16 protein-coding genes are annotated in these 18,226 nt (G+C 66.2%); 4 read left to right on the forward strand and 12 right to left on the reverse strand.

Going from position 1 to position 18,226, the window contains the following annotated elements; translation table 11 throughout:
* Positions 1-133: 133 nt before the first annotated feature.
* Together QN347_RS06950 and QN347_RS06955 are read right to left on the reverse strand one after the other, a co-directional pair.
* Positions 134-934 carry a LytR/AlgR family response regulator transcription factor gene (locus QN347_RS06950; RefSeq protein WP_010185313.1) on the reverse strand — a complete coding sequence of 267 codons (801 nt, stop codon included), beginning with the start codon at positions 932-934 and terminating at the stop codon, positions 134-136.
* Positions 931-2,055, reverse strand: a complete 1,125-nt coding sequence (locus QN347_RS06955; protein WP_133186092.1) for a sensor histidine kinase — start codon at positions 2,053-2,055, stop codon at positions 931-933. The genes QN347_RS06950 and QN347_RS06955 overlap by 4 nt, the downstream gene beginning before the upstream one ends.
* 157 nt (positions 2,056-2,212) lie before the next feature.
* Between QN347_RS06955 and QN347_RS06960 the strand changes: the two genes are divergently transcribed.
* Entirely contained in the window at positions 2,213-2,803 is a 591-nt protein-coding gene (locus tag QN347_RS06960; RefSeq protein WP_322162332.1) for an HD domain-containing protein, read from the forward strand.
* A 65-nt stretch (positions 2,804-2,868) separates the two neighbouring features.
* Here QN347_RS06960 and QN347_RS06965 read toward each other — a convergent pair whose 3' ends face one another.
* The 5 genes from QN347_RS06965 to QN347_RS06985 form a co-directional block, all read right to left on the reverse strand.
* Positions 2,869-5,619 (reverse strand): TonB-dependent receptor, encoded by a 2,751-nt coding sequence (locus QN347_RS06965; RefSeq protein WP_322162334.1) that lies wholly within the window; start codon positions 5,617-5,619, stop codon positions 2,869-2,871.
* A 190-nt stretch (positions 5,620-5,809) separates the two neighbouring features.
* The gene (gene ligA / locus QN347_RS06970; protein ID WP_322162336.1) at positions 5,810-7,945 is read right to left on the reverse strand and encodes an NAD-dependent DNA ligase LigA; all 2,136 of its coding nucleotides are present in this window, start codon (positions 7,943-7,945) and stop codon (positions 5,810-5,812) included.
* Positions 7,946-8,068: 123 nt separating this feature from the next.
* Entirely contained in the window at positions 8,069-9,019 is a 951-nt protein-coding gene (locus QN347_RS06975; RefSeq protein WP_322162338.1) for a hypothetical protein, read from the reverse strand.
* A 391-nt stretch (positions 9,020-9,410) separates the two neighbouring features.
* Positions 9,411-9,665: a hypothetical protein gene (locus QN347_RS06980; RefSeq protein ID WP_322162340.1), complete on the reverse strand. Its 255-nt coding sequence runs from the start codon at positions 9,663-9,665 to the stop codon at positions 9,411-9,413.
* Between the two features lie 40 nt (positions 9,666-9,705).
* A complete protein-coding gene (locus QN347_RS06985; RefSeq protein WP_010185321.1) occupies positions 9,706-9,912 on the reverse strand; it encodes a cold-shock protein in 207 nt (68 codons plus the stop codon).
* Between the two features lie 350 nt (positions 9,913-10,262).
* On the opposite strand from QN347_RS06985, the gene QN347_RS06990 reads away from it, so the two are divergent.
* Positions 10,263-10,595, forward strand: a complete 333-nt coding sequence (locus QN347_RS06990; protein ID WP_322162342.1) for a hypothetical protein — start codon at positions 10,263-10,265, stop codon at positions 10,593-10,595.
* Positions 10,596-10,738: 143 nt separating this feature from the next.
* On the opposite strand, the gene recN is transcribed toward QN347_RS06990, so the two are convergent.
* Positions 10,739-12,403, reverse strand: a complete 1,665-nt coding sequence (gene recN / locus QN347_RS06995) for a DNA repair protein RecN (RefSeq protein WP_322162343.1) — start codon at positions 12,401-12,403, stop codon at positions 10,739-10,741.
* A 76-nt stretch (positions 12,404-12,479) separates the two neighbouring features.
* Entirely contained in the window at positions 12,480-13,436 is a 957-nt protein-coding gene (locus QN347_RS07000) for an outer membrane protein assembly factor BamD (RefSeq protein WP_133186104.1), read from the reverse strand.
* Positions 13,437-13,549: 113 nt separating this feature from the next.
* Between QN347_RS07000 and QN347_RS07005 the strand changes: the two genes are divergently transcribed.
* Complete coding sequence (locus tag QN347_RS07005; RefSeq protein WP_322162345.1) at positions 13,550-14,374, forward strand: class I mannose-6-phosphate isomerase; 825 nt, start codon at positions 13,550-13,552, stop codon at positions 14,372-14,374.
* Between the two features lie 70 nt (positions 14,375-14,444).
* Positions 14,445-15,617 (forward strand): glycosyltransferase, encoded by a 1,173-nt coding sequence (locus QN347_RS07010; protein ID WP_322162347.1) that lies wholly within the window; start codon positions 14,445-14,447, stop codon positions 15,615-15,617.
* On the opposite strand, the gene QN347_RS07015 is transcribed toward QN347_RS07010, so the two are convergent.
* The 3 genes from QN347_RS07015 to secF are packed head-to-tail and all read right to left on the reverse strand — an operon-like array spanning position 15,603 to position 18,179.
* Positions 15,603-16,784, reverse strand: coding sequence for a DUF3089 domain-containing protein (locus QN347_RS07015; protein ID WP_322162349.1), 1,182 nt, complete (start codon positions 16,782-16,784; stop codon positions 15,603-15,605). The genes QN347_RS07010 and QN347_RS07015 overlap by 15 nt on opposite strands.
* A gap of 55 nt (positions 16,785-16,839) precedes the next feature.
* On the reverse strand, positions 16,840-17,220 hold the full coding sequence (locus tag QN347_RS07020; protein WP_322162351.1) for an Mth938-like domain-containing protein: 381 nt from the start codon (positions 17,218-17,220) through the stop codon (positions 16,840-16,842).
* On the reverse strand, positions 17,220-18,179 hold the full coding sequence (gene secF, locus QN347_RS07025) for a protein translocase subunit SecF (protein WP_322162352.1): 960 nt from the start codon (positions 18,177-18,179) through the stop codon (positions 17,220-17,222). Before secF ends, QN347_RS07020 begins: the two co-directional genes overlap by 1 nt.
* Between the last annotated feature and the right edge of the window lie 47 nt (positions 18,180-18,226).

Genomic DNA, 18,226 nt, shown 5'->3' on the forward strand with positions numbered 1-18,226 from the left:
CCCCCCCCCCCCCCCCCCCCCCCCCCCCCCCCCCCCCCCCCCCCCCCCTTTTTTTTTTCAACCACGATGTGTATAAGAGACAGCCCGGCCCCACCCACAACCCCTCCCCTGAAGGGGAGGGGAGCAGCATCACTTAGTGCACGAAACGCGCGACCACGTCGCGATACGAGCGCGACACCTTCACCTGCGCGTTCGACTGGAGCACCAGGAAGCACTCGCCATTGGTGTGCGGCTTCACTTCCTTGACGAGATCGAGATTGACGATCGTCGAGCGATGCACCCGCTGGAACCGGCGCGGATCGAGCCGCTTCTCCAGATCCTTCATCGTCTCGCGCAGGATCAGCGTGTTGTCGCCGGTGTAGATGCACATGTAATCGCCCGCGGCATCGATCCGCTCGATCGTGTCGACATCGACACGGAAGATCTGCCCGCGATCCTTGATGTTGATGAGCTTCTCGAAGCGATTGGCCGACACCTGCTCGCCGCCCTCGGCAAGGTTCTCGACCGAATCGGGCGCGATCTCGGCGATAACTTCCTTCAAGCGATCGACTTCCTCGACCCCGCGCTTCTCGGTCAGCCGCTGGCGCACGCGGTCGAGCGTATCGGCGAGGCGCGATTCCTCGACCGGCTTCATCAGATAATCGACCGCGTCGGTCTCGAACGCCTTCAGCGCATGGTCCGAATAGGCGGTGACGAACACGAACAGCGGCGGCTCGACCTCCATCAGCCCCTGGACGACCGAGAAGCCGTCGAACCCCGGCATCTGGATGTCGAGGAAGACCAGATCGGGCTTGTGCGTCTTGATCGCACGGATCGCCTCGCGACCGTTCATGCAGGTGTCGACGATTTCCACGTCTTCGTGCGCGGCAAGGCGCAGCGCGAGCCCCTGGGTAGCTAGTTTTTCGTCATCGACGAGGATGGTGCGGATCGTCATGCAAACTCTTTCTTCGGTTCCTCGAGCTGGAACGGGATTTCAATCTCGACCCCGAAACCGCCCCCCGGGATCGATCGCGTCTCGAATTTGTGGTCCGGCCCGTAAGCCTGGGCCAGCCTCTCCCTGATATTGGCAAGGCCAACCCCGGTTGAAAGAGCCTGGCTTGGAGAAACGCTCTGCCGCGCCTTTGTTTCGTTCAAGCCGGGGCCGGTGTCGGATACGACGATCTGCACCCGATCCCCGGTGAGCCGCGCGGTAACGGCGATTTCGGCGCCATCTTCCTGCGGGGTCACCGCGTATTTGATCGCGTTTTCGACGAGCGGCTGGAGCAGCAGCGACGGCAGCCGCGCCTTGGCGACGCGCACATCGACGTCGAAGGTCGGCCGCAACCGCTCCTCGAAGCGCATCTTCTCGATCTCGAGATACAGTTTCAGCGTCTCGAACTCCTGCTGCACCGTGACGTGCGCGGTCGGCTCGTTGGCGAGCGTGTAGCGCAGGAACGACGACAGCCGCCCGAGCATCGCATTGGCGCGCTCTGTTTCCTTGAGCAGCACCAGCGTCGAGATCGAGTTGAGCGTGTTGAACAGGAAATGCGGGTTGAGCTGATAGCGCAGCATCGCGAGCTGCGCCGAGGATGCGGTGTTCTCGAGCGTGGCGAGCTGGTCGATCTGATCCTCGACGATCAGGTAGAAATTGATCCCGAAATAGAGCGCGGTCCACCCCGCCAGCACGGTGAAGTTGAGGAAGATCGTGCCGAGCACCAAGCTGATGTTGAGCCCCGGGCTCTGCAGCTTGATGAACGAGAAGGAGAAGGCGTCGAGCACGGCGTAGAGCAGGGTCGCCGCGGCGAGCGTGATGATCGTCAGGATCGCCATCGCGAAGCGCGGCTGGCGGCGGTAATAATGGTACACCGTCGCGAGCAGCAGCGTGATGCTGTAGCCGACGATCGATTCGATCACGACAGGCACCACCACCGACACGTCGGCGGCATTCGACACGCTCGAGACGCCGCGGAGGATGAGGTAGCCGGTCCAGCCGGCCGCTTGCAGCGTCCAGAAGGCGCGGCCCTTATCCTCGAAGAAGGGCCGCGAGAAGATCGCGGGTCGGGTGAAAAGCGGCATCCCACCGTCTTAGCCCGGCTGGGCGCGTTGCGCAAAGCACCCGTCACCGCGGGCTTGTCCCGGGGTCCACCGCACCGCATATTCTGCGGGCTGTGTCCACGAGGCACGGTGGACCCCGGGACAAGCCCGGGGTGACGATAACACCGTGGAGAGCATCATGAACGACCAGCCCGACCGCGCGCAGTTCACCGCAATGGAGCACGGCACCCAGGCCGATTGGAGCCTGATCGCCGGCCATTTCGGCCAGTTCGCCAGGACGCTCCCCAACCGCGTGCTGACGCACCTCAAGCTGCTCGACGGCGATTACGGCGGCTTTCCGGTCGATCGGCTCGAACATTCGCTCCAGACCGCGACGCGCGCGCACCGCGACGGGCGCGGCGAGGCCTATGTCGTGATGGCGCTGCTCCACGACATCGGCGACACGCTCGGCACCTACAACCATCCCGAGATCGGCGCTGCCATGCTGCGCCCGTTCGTGTCGGAGGAAGTCCACTGGATCGCCAACACCCACGGCGTGTTCCAGGGCTATTACTTCTTCCACTATATCGGCGGCGATCGCGACTTGCGCGAGCAATATCGCGGGCATCCGCATTTCGAGGCGTGTGCCGAATTCTGCGAGAAATACGATCAGGCGGCGTTCGACCCGACCTATGAGAGCGCGCCTTTGTCTTTCTTCGAGCCGATGGTCGGCCGCGTTTTCGCGCGCCCGATCCAGTCGCTCTACGCCAAGGCCGCAGCGGAAGCGTGAGGCCCAAACGAAAACCGCCGCCCCCTTGCGGGGACGGCGGCCATCGTGACGAACTGTAAGAAGGCTTAGAGCCCGATCACCAGCGAGCCGGTGATCGACCGCGGCGTGCCGATGACGGCATTGCCGATCGAGTAGCGGTTGGGCAGGCCGACGAAGCCGCCCGAGCCGCTCAGGCCGCCGATATAGACCTTGTCGAACAGGTTGCTGACGTTGACCTGGAAGAAGGTCTTGCGGTTGTTGCCGAGCAGCTGGCCGATGTTGATGCGAACGTCGAGGTCGACGATCGTGTAGCTCGGGATCTTCGCACCGTAGATCTGGTTCTGCGATGCCACCGGGCACAGCCCACCCGAAACGGTGCCGGTGCAGGTGTAGACCGGCAGGTTCTCGTCGTTGACGAAGCGCGAACCGGTGTACTTGGCCTGCGCGCCGAGATCGAAGATCCCGACGGTGCCCTGCAGACGACCGCCGCCCATCCAGGTCGGCGCGCCGCCCTCGCGCTTGCCCGCGGTCTGGAAGTAGTTGATCGTCGTGCCGGTACGACCCGCTTCGAAATTGTCGCGGATCTTCGAGTGCAGGTACGAACCGAACAGATACGCGGTCAGGTTGCGGACCGGCGTGTACGACACCGAGCCGTCAAAGCCGTATTTGTCGACCGTGCCGAGGTTGCGCGACACGCTTGCGTCGCTCTCGACGTCATAGATGGTGACGGTACGGTTCTTGAACTTGGTGTACCAGCCAGCGATCTGCGCCTGGACCTTGCCCGTCGTGTAGCGTGCACCGAGTTCGTAGCTGTCGGTCGTCTCGGGCTTGGGCTTCGACTGCGGCGAACCGTCGGCATAATAGAACGAGCTGTAGAGGTTGTCCGTGCTCGGCACCGACAGACCCTGCGAGAAGCTCGCATACATGCTGATCGCGTTGGTGAAGTTGTAGGTCAGGCCGACATTGGGCAGCGCGCGGTTGTAGTTGCGGATGCGGTTCTGCGGCGGCGCGAAGCCGACGACGCACGCCGAGGTCAACACCGCGCACGACGTACCCGCGACGACCGGACGGTTGACGCCGTTCACCGTCGTCACGCCCGGCGCGAAGTAGGTGTATGGGTTCGCTGCGGCATAGGCCGCCGTCTGCGTCGGCGAGACGCACGACACGTTGGTGTTGGCAGCGACCGTGAAGCAGTTCTGCGTCAAGTCGCGGCGGAAGAACGTGCCACGTACGCCGAGCGTCGCGACGAGCTTGTCGTCGAAGAACTTGCCGCGATATTCGGCCGAGACCTGGTTGAGGATCGCGAGCGACTTGCGGTTGCGCTTCTCGATCAGCGCGCCGTTTGCGTCCTTGACGCCGTTATTGACCGGGAACACGTCGAGCGGGGTGCCGTCGGTGTTGAGGAAGCCGGCTTCGCCCGTCTGGCGATGGCGGCCATAGTCGCCGGTATAGGCGATGCGGACGCGGTTGTTCTCGTCGAACTCATAGGCGAGACCGGCGACGCCGACGAAGCGACGCGTCTGCGTCTGGCTCGGCGCGATTGCGAGCACGCTCGTGGTCGGGCTGATCACGCCGTCGCCGTTGAGATCGCGACCGGTGTAATAGCCAAAGCCGCCGGGCGCGCCGTTACCAGTGTTGCCCGTGGTGTTGATCACGCCGAGGACGCTGTTGGGGCCGCACGTGCGGACCGTCGCGCTGCCGAGATTGCCGCAACCTTCGAGCAGCGACACCGTGCCGCCGCCATTGGCCTTGACGTACTGGTAGCTGGCATCGAGCGTGAGCACGAGCTTCGGCGTGAGCGTGAAGCGCGAACCGAAGCGGACGTTGCCGGTGTTCGACGGGTTGAAGCGACGGTCGAACTCGGTGCCGCAGGCCGCGCCGGCGGTCGCGCCGGTCGGCGTCGGGCCACCGATGACGCACGGATAGTTGATGTTGTAGAAACGCTCTGCCCCGGTGAGGGGGGCGCGGTTCGAGGAGTTCGGACCGACGACGCGTGCGAAGGCGCCGTTGGTCAGATCGTTGCGCAGCGGCACCGAACCGAGGAAGTTGTTGCGGTTCTCGTTCCACTGGCCGGCGAGCGACAGGAAGTCGCCATTGTCGCCGAGATCCTTGAAGATGCGCGCGTTATACTGCTGCTTCTTCAGGCGCGAATAGTTGCTGAAGGGGTTGTCGGCGCTGATGCTCGACCCCGTGAAGAACGCGCGGACGCCGGTGTGCGCGATTTCGCCGGTGTCGACCGAGCCGTAGACGCGGAAGATCGAGCGGTTGAGCGGGTCGCCCTGGCCGAGATAGGTGCCGTAGGTGCCGCTCATCATCGCGCTGAAGTCTTGCGTCGGCTTGCGCGTGCGGATGTTGACGGTGCCGCCGACGGCCGAAGCGGTCGGGCTGTCGACGTCGGTCGAGCCGAGGTTGACGCTGATCGAGTCGAGCGTCTCGGGATCCTGCTGCTGGTTCGAATAGATCGCGTAGTTGCCGGTGTCGTTGAGCGGGATACCGTCGAGCGTCTGCGAGATGCGCGAGCTGTCGAAGCCGCGGATCGTGAAGGTGCCGCCGGCGGCGCCGGTCGCGTCGTTGTTCTGGAAGCTGACGCCGGGGACCAGATTGATGATCTCGTTGACGGTCTGGCCCGGACGCTGGCGGCTGATCGTGTCGGCGCCGACGGTGATGCGCGTCTTGGGGACGTCGGGAACGGTGATGCCGCCCTTGCCGGTCTTCGTGCCGGTGACGACGATGTCGGTGCCCGCGTCAAAGTCGGTCGAACCCGACGACTGCGCGAAGGCTACGCCCGGAATCAGGAGCGCGGCAAACGCCACGCCAGTGAATAGCTTCGTGTTCATGCTCGTTCCCCACAGAATATCGTGATCGTCGGCGTTCGGCCTCTAGCCGTCACGCTCCGTCGACCGGAGCCCCTGCACGCGTTATATTTCTGTTCAATGACAAGTCATGCAGACTGTTCATCTTCGGTTAAAAACGGTTGGGAACCGTTGCATATTAGCATCACAGGGTAACCGACGGGGCGTCCGGGACTTAGCGGGCGGCGGCGACGATCTCGGCCCAACCTGCTTCGTCGATCACCGTAACTTTCAGATCCGCCGCCTTTTTCAGTTTCGATCCTGCGCCAGGCCCCGCGACGACAAGATCGGTCTTGGCCGAGACCGATCCTGCCACGCGCGCACCGAGCAGTTCGGCCTGCGCCTTGGCCTCGTCGCGACTCATCGTCTCGAGGCTGCCGGTGAACACCACGGTCTTGCCGCTGACCGGCGACTCGCGGGTCTGGTGGACGACGTCGGTCGGCGTCACTTCGCGCAGCAGCGCCGCGACGACGTCGCGATTGTGCGGCTCGGCGAAGAACTCGATCAGCGCGTCGGCGACTTCGGGGCCGATCCCCGCGGTCTCGATCGCATCGGCGAGCACGCGGCCGCGCCGCACGACGAACTTCGCCTCGGTTTCGCCGAGTGCAGGCACCGTCGCTTCGCGGACCGCGCGCACGCGCGCGATCATCTCGGCGAACGCCGCATAGCTGACATAGCGACGCGCGAGGTCACGCGCGGTGATCTCGCCGACATGGCGGATGCCGAGCGCGAACAGGAAGCGGTCGAGCCCGATCTGGCGCCGCAGGTCGATCGCCGCGAGCAATTTGTCGACGACGAGCTCGGACATCCGCTCGCGCGTCACCAGCTGGGCGCGATGTTCGTGGAGCCGGAAGATATCGGCGGGCGAGGCGATCAGCCCGTCGCGGAAGAATTCCTCGATCCGCACCAGCCCGAGGCCACTGATGTCATAGGCGTGGCGCGAGACGAAATGGATCAGCCGCTCGACGCGCTGCGCCGGGCAGATCAGCCCGCCGGTGCAGCGCACGACGACCTCGCCCTCGCCGCGTTCGGCGAGCGAGCCGCATTCGGGACATTCGCTCGGGAAGGCGAAGGCGGGACGGTCTTCATCGCGCGTCAGCACTTCGACGATCTGCGGGATGACGTCGCCCGCGCGCTGCAGCACGACGCGGTCGCCGACGCGCGCGCCGAGCCGCTCGATCTCGTCGGCATTGTGCAGCGTCGCATTGGTGACGACGACGCCGCCGACCGTCACGGGCGCGAGCCGCGCGACCGGGGTCAGCGCGCCGGTGCGACCGACCTGGATGTCGATCGCCGTCAGCGTGGTCTCGGCGCGCTCGGCGGGGAATTTGTGCGCGATCGCCCAGCGCGGCGTGCGCCCGACGGTGCCGAGCCGCGCCTGCCAGTCGAGCCGGTCGAGCTTGTAGACGACGCCGTCGATGTCGAACGGAAGGTCGGCGCGCTGGTGTTCGATCGCGCGGTAGACGGCGAGCGCGGCGTCGGTCGTTGGTGCGTGCGCGAAACCGCTCGCGACCTGGAAGCCCCAGTCGCGCAAGGCGGCAACGTTGGCGCTTTGCGTCTCGCCGGGGAGCGCGCTGGTTTCGCCCCAGCCCCAGGCGAAGAAGCGCAGCGGTCGCGTCGCGGTGACCGCGGCGTCCTTCTGGCGGAGCGACCCGGCGGCGGCGTTGCGCGGGTTGGCGAACTGGCGCGCGTCCTTGGCGGCGGCTTCGGCCTCGGCGAGCAGCCGGGCGTTGAGGCCGGCGAAATCGGCCTTCGCCATATAGACCTCGCCGCGCACCTCGAAGATGTCGGGCGCGTCGGCGGGGAGGCTCTGCGGGATGTCGGGGATGTGCGCGACATTGGCGGTGACGTCCTCGCCGACCTGCCCGTCGCCGCGGGTCAATGCCTGGACGAGCCGACGCTGTTCGTAGCGCAGCGAGCAGGACAGGCCGTCGATCTTGGGCTCGGCGGTGAGCTCTACCGCTGCATCGTCGGGCAGCGCGAGGAAGCGCCGCACGCGCGCGACGAATTCGGCGACGTCCTCATCGGTAAAGGCATTGTCGAGGCTGGTCATCGCGCGGGCATGCGCGACCTTGGCGAGATGCGCGGCGGGCGCGGCGCCGACCTGGAACGCGGGCGAATCGGCGCGGACGAGCTGCGGGAAGGCCGCCTCGAGCGCAGTGTTGCGCGCACGCAGCGCGTCGAAGGCGGCGTCGCTGATCTCGGGCGCGTCCTCGGTGTGATAGCGCGCGTTGTGATAGGCGATCTGCTCCGCCAGCCGCGCGAGTTCGGCGGCGGCTTCGGTTTCGGTGGCGGGGAGGGGAGCGCTCATGCGCTTGGCGTTACCGGAGAGCGGGGGGCGGCATCAAGGCGTGGCGCGAAGTAGAGAGAGCGAATGGCGGGAATTGGTGGATAGCGGACATTGCCGGAGCAGCAGCGAATGTCCGCTTGGCCGTCACCGGGCCGGTTCTTCTGCGCTTACAGTGACAGAACGGACCCGAAAACCGAAGCCATTCTCCTTGGTCCAGACCATCGTCACTGGTGCTTGAGTGGTGTGGTTGTCAGTAAACCGGACGATCACCCCCTCTATCCTCACTCGGTCGGCGGTTTCGCCGATGATGTGGCGGAGAAAAATAGACGCGTTCTCCAGCTGGCTCGACCAAATCTTCGCGGCCGCCGCCGAACCCTCGGCGGTCGTGCCAGCCCAATCGATTCGGGCTTGATCGAAGAACAGCTGGCGGATTGCGTATTCTGTACGGTCGCCGCGAGTGGTCGCGAACCAATCGCTTCCATACGCATTGCGCGCGAGCGCGGCAGCCGCGCGGTCGCCTTCCAGCAGCGTGCACCCGGCAAGCCGGGTGACATCGTTGCGGTACTGTCGAGCATTGAGCAGCGCACAGGCCGGCAACGCCGCTACTGCCTCGCGGGCGAGTTCGAACGCGAGCGGCACTGCCAGCCCGGTATCGCAAGCGGACTGGACGGCCTTGCGGATGGCAGCAGGACGGCCGGGGCGGGCAGGATCGACCGCTTCGACGGACACCGACCAAGGATCGAGGCAGATTGACGGGCCATCCTTATTGGGCACCGGCGCAAGCGTACGGTCAAAAAGCGCGGCTGCGGAACGCACTCGTTCCCAGGTGTCGAGAGGCACGGCCGTCGCCAGCGTGCCGCCGGCGGCAGTCCGGACTTCTACACGCGGTTCCTCGCCGGGACGGCGCATGAAAGCGACGACGCCTGCCTGATTGCCGTAGCCGTCGATGAAAAACGTGCGGACAATTTCGCCATCGCTACTGGCAACGGTCTGTACCGTAGGCAGCGGGTAAGGCCCCGGCTTCGACCCTGGCGTATTTGCCTGAGTGGCGAGGGCAGACACAATGGCGATAACAATAGCAGATGCTTGCATCATCGACGGTTCTCCGGGCTGTTCCTGCCTTCTGCCCTCTTCGGAAGGCCGCGTCACCCGAGAGCTAAGGGCGCCAATTAAATGAGCGAGATGAAATATGCTCATCGTCATTGAAACCGCCAGAGGAAACGTGTCTGCCCAAAGTGGGCTTGTGGCTCCGACGGCGGATGTCCGCAATTGGGCGAAAGCGGACAAGGCGCCGTCCTACACGGCGCGTTCATGATATGTACCGGAGCGCTCTTTGAAATCGTCGGTTCTGCCCAATTGCATTCATGCAAAAACGGAAACGATCGCCGCTGGATATACCGCGTCTTGGGGTCAATCGAGTCAAGCACGCGACACGCGCTTCCGCGGGTCGCGATGTCCGGACGGGGTCGCTAACGGCGGTCCGCCGTTAGGGCGTCACGACCTCGTCGTCATCCTCGGTCATCTCGGCGGCGAGCTTGGCTTCCTCGTTGGTCGATTTGCGCTCGGCGGTCTTTTCGGCGCGGGTCGCCATTTCGTCCCACGCCTTGGCGGCGCGCAGATGGCGCGTGCGGACGTTGTCGAGCGTGGCGGTGGCAGCTTCGGACTCGGCCTGGCGGGCGCGGTCGCGATAGAAGATGGCGGTGGTGTTCGTCGGAGGTCTCCTGACCGGGGGCGGGGCCAAATAAAAGGGGTGCCGCCGGTTGGCGACACCCCCAAACGCGTCAGGCCTGGGCGAGACGGACGGCCGAGACCTTGCCGCGGCGATCTTCTTCCAGCTCGTACGAAACGCGCTGGTCGCGATCGAGCGTCGCCATGCCGGCGGCTTCGACCGCGCTGATATGGACGAACGCATCGCCGCCGCCGCCCTCAGGCGCAATGAAACCGTAACCCTTGTCGGCGTTGAAGAACTTAACGGTGCCGATAGCCATAGTGTATTCCTTAGTGCCGGATCGCCGCGCAGATCATGCGAAAGCGCCGGAGTGGGGCCGAGATCAAAGACGGATGCGACGTCCGGCCCCGGCCGGCGCATCCGATGACGGTGTCACCCGCGCGCGGTGGGTCCGCAGCGGGCTGGGTGACGAAGGGGGGTGAAAAGAGAAACCAAAATGCGCGTCCGGTGCCAATCAAGCGGGAGCGCAGGGGGTCTCTCAGTCGCGAAAAAGCTTGTACGGACTCGCGCGATGCAAGCGCTATAGCAGGTCGTTACGCAAAAGTCGCGCGCTATACAGCACCGGTCGGGCGCGCTAGCCTTTGCGCATCCGGGATGGGGTTTGCCGACATGATCTTGCCGCTGCTCGTTGCATTGCAGACCGCCGATTCCCCCGAGCCGCAACGCGCGGCGCGCACGAGCGTCGATCTCCCGGCAGCCTGGCATCCCGGCGGCTGTTCGAGCACCGAGCCGTCGCGCGACATCGTCGTCTGCGGCAAGCGCGACGCGGGCGAACAGTATAGCGTCCGGCCTCTGCCCGAGAAATATGCCGAGGTCGGCGGGCCCGGGATCGGGGTCGATCTCGGCAAGGGCGCGCGGGGGAACCTCCATACCGAGCCTGGCACGACGATCGACGGCAAGGTCGCAAAGCGGATTCTGTTCACGGTGACGATGCCGTTTTGAGGGGAGCGTCCACCCCGATAGCCGTCACCCCGGGCCTGTGCCGGGGTCCACCGTGCCGCGCATCCTGCCCACGCAACACGCGTGGGACGGTGGGCCCCGGCACAAGGCCGGCGTGACGACGGGGGAGGGCTTCGAGGAGTCCCTCAGGCCGTCTCGATCAACCGCTCCGCCTGTGCGCGCGCTTCCGGGGTGATCGTCGCGCCCGACAGCATCCGCGCAATCTCCTCGCGGCGCTGCGCGATGTCGAGCGCGGTCACGCCGGTCCGCGTGACCACGCCGTCGTGGCGCTTGGCGATCAGCAGATGATGCCCGCCGCGCGCCGCGACCTGCGGGCTGTGCGTCACCACGAGCAATTGCGTGGCATCGGCAAGCCGCGCGAGCCGCTCGCCGATCGCGCTCGCCACGGCACCGCCGACACCGCGGTCGATCTCGTCGAAGATCATCGTCGCGGCACCGCCCTGCTCGGCGAGCGCGACCTTCAGCGCGAGAATGAAGCGCGACAATTCGCCACCCGACGCGATCTTGACGAGCGGTGCGAAGGGTGCGCCGGGGTTGGTCGAGATCTCGAACTCGACACGGTCCTTCCCCGCCGCCGACCACGCCTCGGGCGGCGCGGGCGCAACGACGGTGCGGAAGCGCGCGGCATCGAGCTTGAGCGGAACTAGCTCGCCCTTCACCGCCGCATCGAGCTGGAGCGCGGCGGCGGTGCGCGCCTTGGTCAGCGCGGCGGCGGCGGTGTCATAGGCGGCGCGCGCCTTGGCCAGCTTCGCCTCGAGCGCGGCGAGCCCCTCTTCGCCGGCCTCGAGCGCCGCGAGCTTGGCTTCGAGCTCGCTCGCCAGACCCGCCAGCTCGTCGGGCTGGACGCGGTGCTTGCGCGCCATCGCGCGTAGCTCGAACAGTCGCGTCTCGTCGTCCTCGAGGCTGGCGGGATCGAACCACAGATCGGTCTTCGCCTCGCGCAGCTTCTCCTCGGCAACCGCGCCCTCGATCACCGCGCGGTCGACCGCGGCGAGCGCGTCGGCAAGCGCGGCATGGTCCTCGGCGATGCGTTCGAGCACGCGCGCCGCCTGGCGGAGCTGGGCGAGCCCGCCATCCGATCCTTCGAGCCAATTCTCGATCGCCAGCAGATCCTCGGCGATCTTTTCCGAACGCTGCATCGTCCGGCGGCGATCGGCGAGCGCTTCCTCCTCCCCCGGCTCGGGCGCGAGCGCGCGCAGTTCGCCGACGGCATGTTCGAGCCACTCGCGGTCGCGCGCCGCGGTGTCGATCGTCGCGCGCGCTTCGGCGAGCGCCGCCTCGGCATCGCGCAGCGCCTTGTAGCTGGCGGCGGTCGATCCCGCCGCGACGCGCCCGAACGCGTCGAGCAGCGCGCGGTGGCCGCGCGCGTTGAGCAGCCCGCGATCGTCATGCTGGCCGTGGATCTCGACCAGATACGGCGCCAGTTCGCGCAGCAGTCCGGCAGACGCAGGCTGATCGTTGACGAAGGCGCGGCTGCCGCCATCGGCCTTGACGATGCGGCGGATCATCAGCGGCTCGCCGGGGTCGAACTCGAGCCCGTTTTCGGTAAGCAGCGCAACGACCGGGCCATCCGGCGCGGGGGTGTCGAAGGTGGCGGTGACGATCGCCTGCGCGGCACCCTGGCGAACGAGGCCGGCTTCGCCGCGCGCACCGAGCGCAAGCCCGAGCGCGTCGAGCAGGATCGACTTGCCCGCGCCGGTCTCGCCGGTCAGCACGCCGAGGCCATGCCCGAACTGCAGGTCCAGCGCTTCGATCAGCACGACGTCGCGAATGGCCAGGGAGATCAGCATGGGGTCGCCTTGCCCTTTAGCCGAGTTGACCGCGTTCCGGTAACGTTCTTTTCAATCGAACCGGCGCCGGTGCGACTCAGTTGCCCGGATTGGGGTTGCCCGGATTGGTGCCCGAGCCGCCGCCGATCGGGGCGGCTGCGCTGGTGTCGCGCTTGATGTCATTGCTCTTGCCCGGAATCGAATCGGCGACGCTGGTCCGGTCGGCAACGATCTGCTGCCCCGGCGCGAGCGCGGCGACGTTCACCGGGGGATGCTCGTTGCTGAGCTTGTAGGCGCGCTCGTACCACTGCGTTCCGGGATAATTGGCGCCGAGCACGGCGGCCGACTTGCGCGCCTCGTCAGGAACGCCGAGCGCGAGATAAGTCTCGGTCAGCCGCATCAGCGCCTCGGGCGTGTGCGTCGTCGTCTGGTACTCCTCGACGACCTTGCGGAAGCGGCCGTTGGCGGCGAGCCACTGCCCGCGCACTTCGTAGAAGCGCCCGATCTCCATTTCCTTGCCGGCGAGATGGTCGCGGACCAGATCGACCTTGAGGCGCGCATCGGCGGCGTAGCGCGTGTTGGGATAGCGGCGCATCAGCTCGCCGAGCGAATCGAGCGCTTGCTGCGTGATCTTCTGGTCGCGCGTGACGTCGCTGATCTGCTCGTAATAGCCGAGCGAGACGAGGTAATAGGCATAGGCGGCGTCGCGGTTGCCCGGATGCACCGTCAAAAAGCGCTGCGCCGACTGGATCGAGGCGGTGTAGTCATGCGCGAGATAGTAACTGAACGCGCTCATCAACTGCGCGCGGCGCGCCCATACCGAATAGGGGTGCTGGCGCTCGACTTCGTCGAACAGCGCGGCGGCGATCTTGTAATTGCGCTGATCGAGCTGTTTCCGCGCTGCCGTATAAAGCGTGCCGACGTCGCGCGCGACATAGGGGATGTCGCCCTTGGTCCTGTTGCGCGCGCACCCCGTGGTGGTGAGCGCGGTCGCGGCGATCAGACCGATCGCGAGGCTGCGGAGAAAGGGCGAGCGGGGCAGGGGGGTGCGCATTGGCGCCAGCCTTAGCGCAACCGCCGACGCGCGAACAATCCTTTTAACGCGCACGGATCGCTTGGACGCGACGATGCGTTGGCATATGAGGCACCGACAGGAGAATCATCACCGTGACTGCCACTCTGCTCGCCACCAAACGCGTCGAAAAGCCCTGGGGGCGTCATACCTTGTGGCCCGGTTTTGCCGATCCTGCGCCCGGTGGTGAAAAGGTCGGCGAAGTGTGGTTCCAGACGCCGCATGCGGGCGAGCCAGAATTGCTGATCAAATATCTGTTCACCAGCGAGAAATTGTCGGTGCAGGTGCATCCGGATGACGCTGCCGCGCAGGCCGCGGGCTATCCGCGCGGCAAGGACGAAGCGTGGCTGATCCTCGCCGCCGAACCCGATTCGACCATCGCGATCGGGACGCTCGAGCCGATGACGCACGAGCAGTTGCGCGCCGCCTCGCTCGACGGCTCGATCGAGCATCTGCTCGATTGGAAGCCGGTTAAGGCGGGCGACTTCTATTATAACGAGGCCGGCACGATCCACGCGATCGGCGCAGGGATCACCACGATCGAAGTCCAGCAGAACGTCGATCTGACCTATCGCCTGTACGATTATGGCAGCGACCGCGAACTGCATCTCGATGCCGGGGTCAAGGTGTCCGACCCGGTGCCGTTCGTGCCCCTGCCGACCCCGCCCTCCGACGGCAAGGACCACCAGATCCTGTCCGAAGGCCCCAAGTTCGTCACCGAGCGCTTTGCCGGCGGCCACCGCGTGATCGATCTGCCCGCTGGCGTTCCGGGCTGGTTCGTTCCCGTCGCGGGTTCCGGCACGGTCGACGGTGTCGCGTTCAAGGCGGGCGAGTGCCTGTTGCTCGAGGGCCGCTGCGAGATTTCGTCCGACGCCGAGAGCGACTTGCTGCTCGCCTATCCGGGCGACAAGCGCATCTGATCGATCGCGTCTCCCCTCGCGGGCACGCGAGGGGAGAAGACCTTTACACTCTCGTGCTAGCGATGCGGCCATGCTCCGTGTCCTCACCCTCTCCACGCTGTTCCCCGATGCGTCGCGGCCGAACTTCGGCGTTTTCGTCGAGCGGCAGACGTTGGGACTGGCGGCCCATCCGGACATCGATCTCAGGCTGGTCGCGCCGGTCGGGCTGCCGCCGTGGCCGCTGTCGCGCCACGCCCATTATGCGGCGCTATCCGCGCTTCCCGAGCGCGAGACGTGGAAGGGGCTCGCGACCTATCGCCCACGCTTCACGACGCTACCGGGGACGGCGGGGCGGTTCCATGCACGCGCGCTGACCAAGCGGCTGATCCCACTGCTCACCCAAATCCGCCGCGACTTCGCCTTCGACGTAATCGACGCCGAGTTCTTCTTTCCCGACGGTCCCGCCGCGGTGGCGCTCGGCCAGCATTTCGGTGTGCCGGTGTCGATCAAGGCACGCGGCGCCGATATCCACCATTGGGGCACCACACCCGCCACCAGCGCGCAGGTCGTGACGGCCGGGCAAACCGCGAACGGCGTGCTGGCGGTATCGCAGGCGATGCGCGCCGACATGATTGCGCTTGGTATCCCGGCGGAGCGGATCCGCGTCCATCATACCGGCGTCGATCTCGACCGCTTCGCGCCGCACGACCGCAGCGTGGGCAAGGCAAGGTACGGCGTGACGGGACCATTGGTCGTCTCGGTCGGCGCCCTCATCCCGCGCAAGGGCCATGACGTCGTGATCGACGCGGTCGCGTCGCTTCCTGGCACCACGGTGCTGATCGCTGGCGAAGGTCCTGCGCGCGCCGCGCTCGAGTCGCAGATCGCTACGCGCGGCGTCGGCGACCGCGTGCGCTTGCTCGGCGCGATCCCGCATGGCGACTTGCCGGGGCTGTTGGCGGCGGCCGACCTGATGGCGCTTGCATCAGCGTCCGAGGGGCTGGCGAACGCCTGGGTCGAGGCGCTCGCATGCGGCACGCCAATCGTCGTCACCGGCGCAGGCGGGGCGATGGAGGTGGTGACCGACGCCGCTTACGGCCGAATCGCCGACCGCACAGCGCAGGCCTTCGCTGCAGCAATCGCAGCGCTGCTCGCCGATCCGCCGTCGCCCGCGGCAGTGCGAACCGGCGCAGCGCGCTTCACCTGGGCGGCGAACACCGCCGCCTTGGTCGATCACCTCAGCCAGTTGGTTTCACTGCGCCGCTGAAATCGCCTGCTTGCCCGCCCAGACCTTCGCTTGTGCATCGCTCAGTTCGACCAGATTGCCCATCACGACGGGCATGTCGACCAAGTGCAGTCCCCAATCCTTCAGCATGCGCGTGCCAACCACGACATCGCCGACGATCGTCTGCGTGCGTTTGTCGGTCGGCTTGGCGTTTACCGACACCGCCAGATAGCTGAACTTGCCGTTGCTGGTGCAGGCGGTGCTGATCAGCCCGGGAACCTTGACGAAGGGCGTGGTCACCGCCGCGGCGTCGGTCGTCCACGGGCCCATCGGCGCGCTCGCCATTCCGGCGCCACGCGCGCCGAGATAGGCGTCGCTCACCGCCGCGCCGCCGCCGAGTGCGGCCGGATTGACGCAGGCTGCGACCATCCCGGGCTGCGCCACGACGCCGAAGCGACTGTTCTCGGGTGGGGGCGAATCGGCACGGAAGCTGACATAGCTGACGACGCAGCCGACATCCTTGGCGGTATGGCAGAGCGGCGTCGCTTTGAGATCGCCGCCGACATCCTTGCCCGCGGGCACCGCGACATTGGTGCCGGGGATGAGCACCGAAATGATGAGTCTCTGCGTCGGCGTCCCCTCGATCGCATCGGCGACGAGCTGCTTGAGGATTCCCGAACCCTGACTGTGGCCAATCAGCACGACGCCGCGGCCGTGATTGTCATAGGCGAGATATTCGTCCCACGCCGCCTTGACGTCGCGATACGCCATCGCGCGGTCGGCAAGGACGGGCTTGCCCAGCAGCAATGCCTGGAGGGCGGTGAGCGTGACCTGGCGGTAGAGCGGCGCGAAGACGCGGCAGTGCGCGGCGAAGCGTCCGGCTTGTGCTGCGGCGACGGTGTTCTCCTCGGGCCCGGCGATCATGTCGCTGTTCGGAGTGCGATCGAGCGAGACGGTCGGATAGACGTAGAAGCAGTCGAACTTGGGGTTGCTGGTCGGCGAAAACTTCTCGGTGCTACGCGAACCATCGGCCTTGATGATCGTCGCGTCCTGATTCGCATCGCACGGATCAACCTTGCCCGGCCGACATAGCCAGTTCTCGGGCTTGCCATAGTCCGGCGAAGCGGCGGGGGCGGCGGCGGGCGGCGTCTGCGCGGCAACGGCGCCCGGCGCAACAAACAGGCTCAAGCCCAGCACGATCGATTTCATGAAACGTCTCCCCCCAACATCTTTGGGCAGGAGGATAGCGCTGCAGCGCCAGCCTTCAAAGCGGATACAGCGCGCCCACGACCCAACGCGTCTCACCGCGCAAAACTGCCCAGGCGCGCGCGGCGGCGCGGCTGTCCATCGCCTCGACGCCAATGCCGAGCGCTTCGCACCCCCGCACGAAGCTCGGGGGCGGGCGCTGCATCGTCGCGCCGGTTCCGAGCAGCAGGAATTCCGGGCGCGGATCGAGCGCAAGCAGCGCGCCGAGCGCTTCGACCGTCAATGCTTCGATCGGCGGCGGCGCCCATTCCTCCGACCCGTCGGGCCAGATCCGCAGCGCGCGGTACACGCCGATGAATTCGCCCGCCTCGACCTTGAAGCCACCGCCCGAAAAGGCGGTGATCACCGGCCCGACGCCGCGCTCGCGCTCGACTCGCATCAGCGTGCCTTGGGCGTTCCGGCAGTTACGGCGGGGACGTCGTCGATCCGCGGATCGGGGCGCAGGCCGAGCGTGATCAGCAGCGACGACGACACGTAGATCGACGAATAGGTTCCGACGAAGATGCCGAGGATCATCGCCGCGGTGAAGCCGCGCAGCACGTGACCGCCGAAAATCAGCAGTGCGAACAGCGCCAACAGGATCGTCAACGAGGTCATCACGGTGCGGGGCAGCGTCTCGTTGACCGAGAGATCGACGATGCTCGACATGTCCATCTTGCGATAGCGGCGCATGTTCTCGCGGATGCGGTCGTCGATCACGATCTTGTCGTTGATCGAATAGCCGATGATCGTGAGCACTGCGGCGACGATGTTGAGGTCGAATTCGTACCAGGTCAGCGCGAAGAAGCCCAAGGTCATCAGCACGTCGTGAACGATTGCGACGACGGTCGAGACGCCGAACTGCCATTCGAAACGGAAGATCGCGAACAGGCCGATCCCGACCACCGCGAGCACGACCGCGAGGATGCCCTTCCAGATCAGTTCGCCGGAGACCTTGCCGCTCACCGCATCCTGCTTGGAGAATTTGGCGTCGGGGAAATCCTTGACGATTGCGGCCTGCACCGTCGCGACGACGCGATCGGTCGCGTCCTTTGCCTGGCTCTTGACCGGCGGGAGCTTGATCGAAATCGTCTTTCCGTCAGTGCCCACGACTTGCAGGCGGGCATCGCCGAGGTTGAGCCGATCGATGGTGGTGCGCAACTTGTCGACCGACGGCGGAGTGGTGAACTTCTCCTCGATCATCAGACCGCCGACGAAATCCACGCCGAGGTTGAGCCCGCGCGCGAAGACAAGGCCGATCGCGGCGAGCGACAGCAGGATGGTCAGCCCGAACGCCCATTTGCGGAGCGAGACGAACGGCAGGTTGGTGTTGTCGGGAACGAGTTTCAGCAGGCGCATGTCACATCCTCGTCATGCCGGCGAACGCTGGCATCTTTTTGGGCGAG

This window comes from Sphingomonas sp. 10B4 (genome assembly GCF_035019905.1).
GTDB lineage: Bacteria > Pseudomonadota > Alphaproteobacteria > Sphingomonadales > Sphingomonadaceae > Sphingomonas > Sphingomonas glacialis.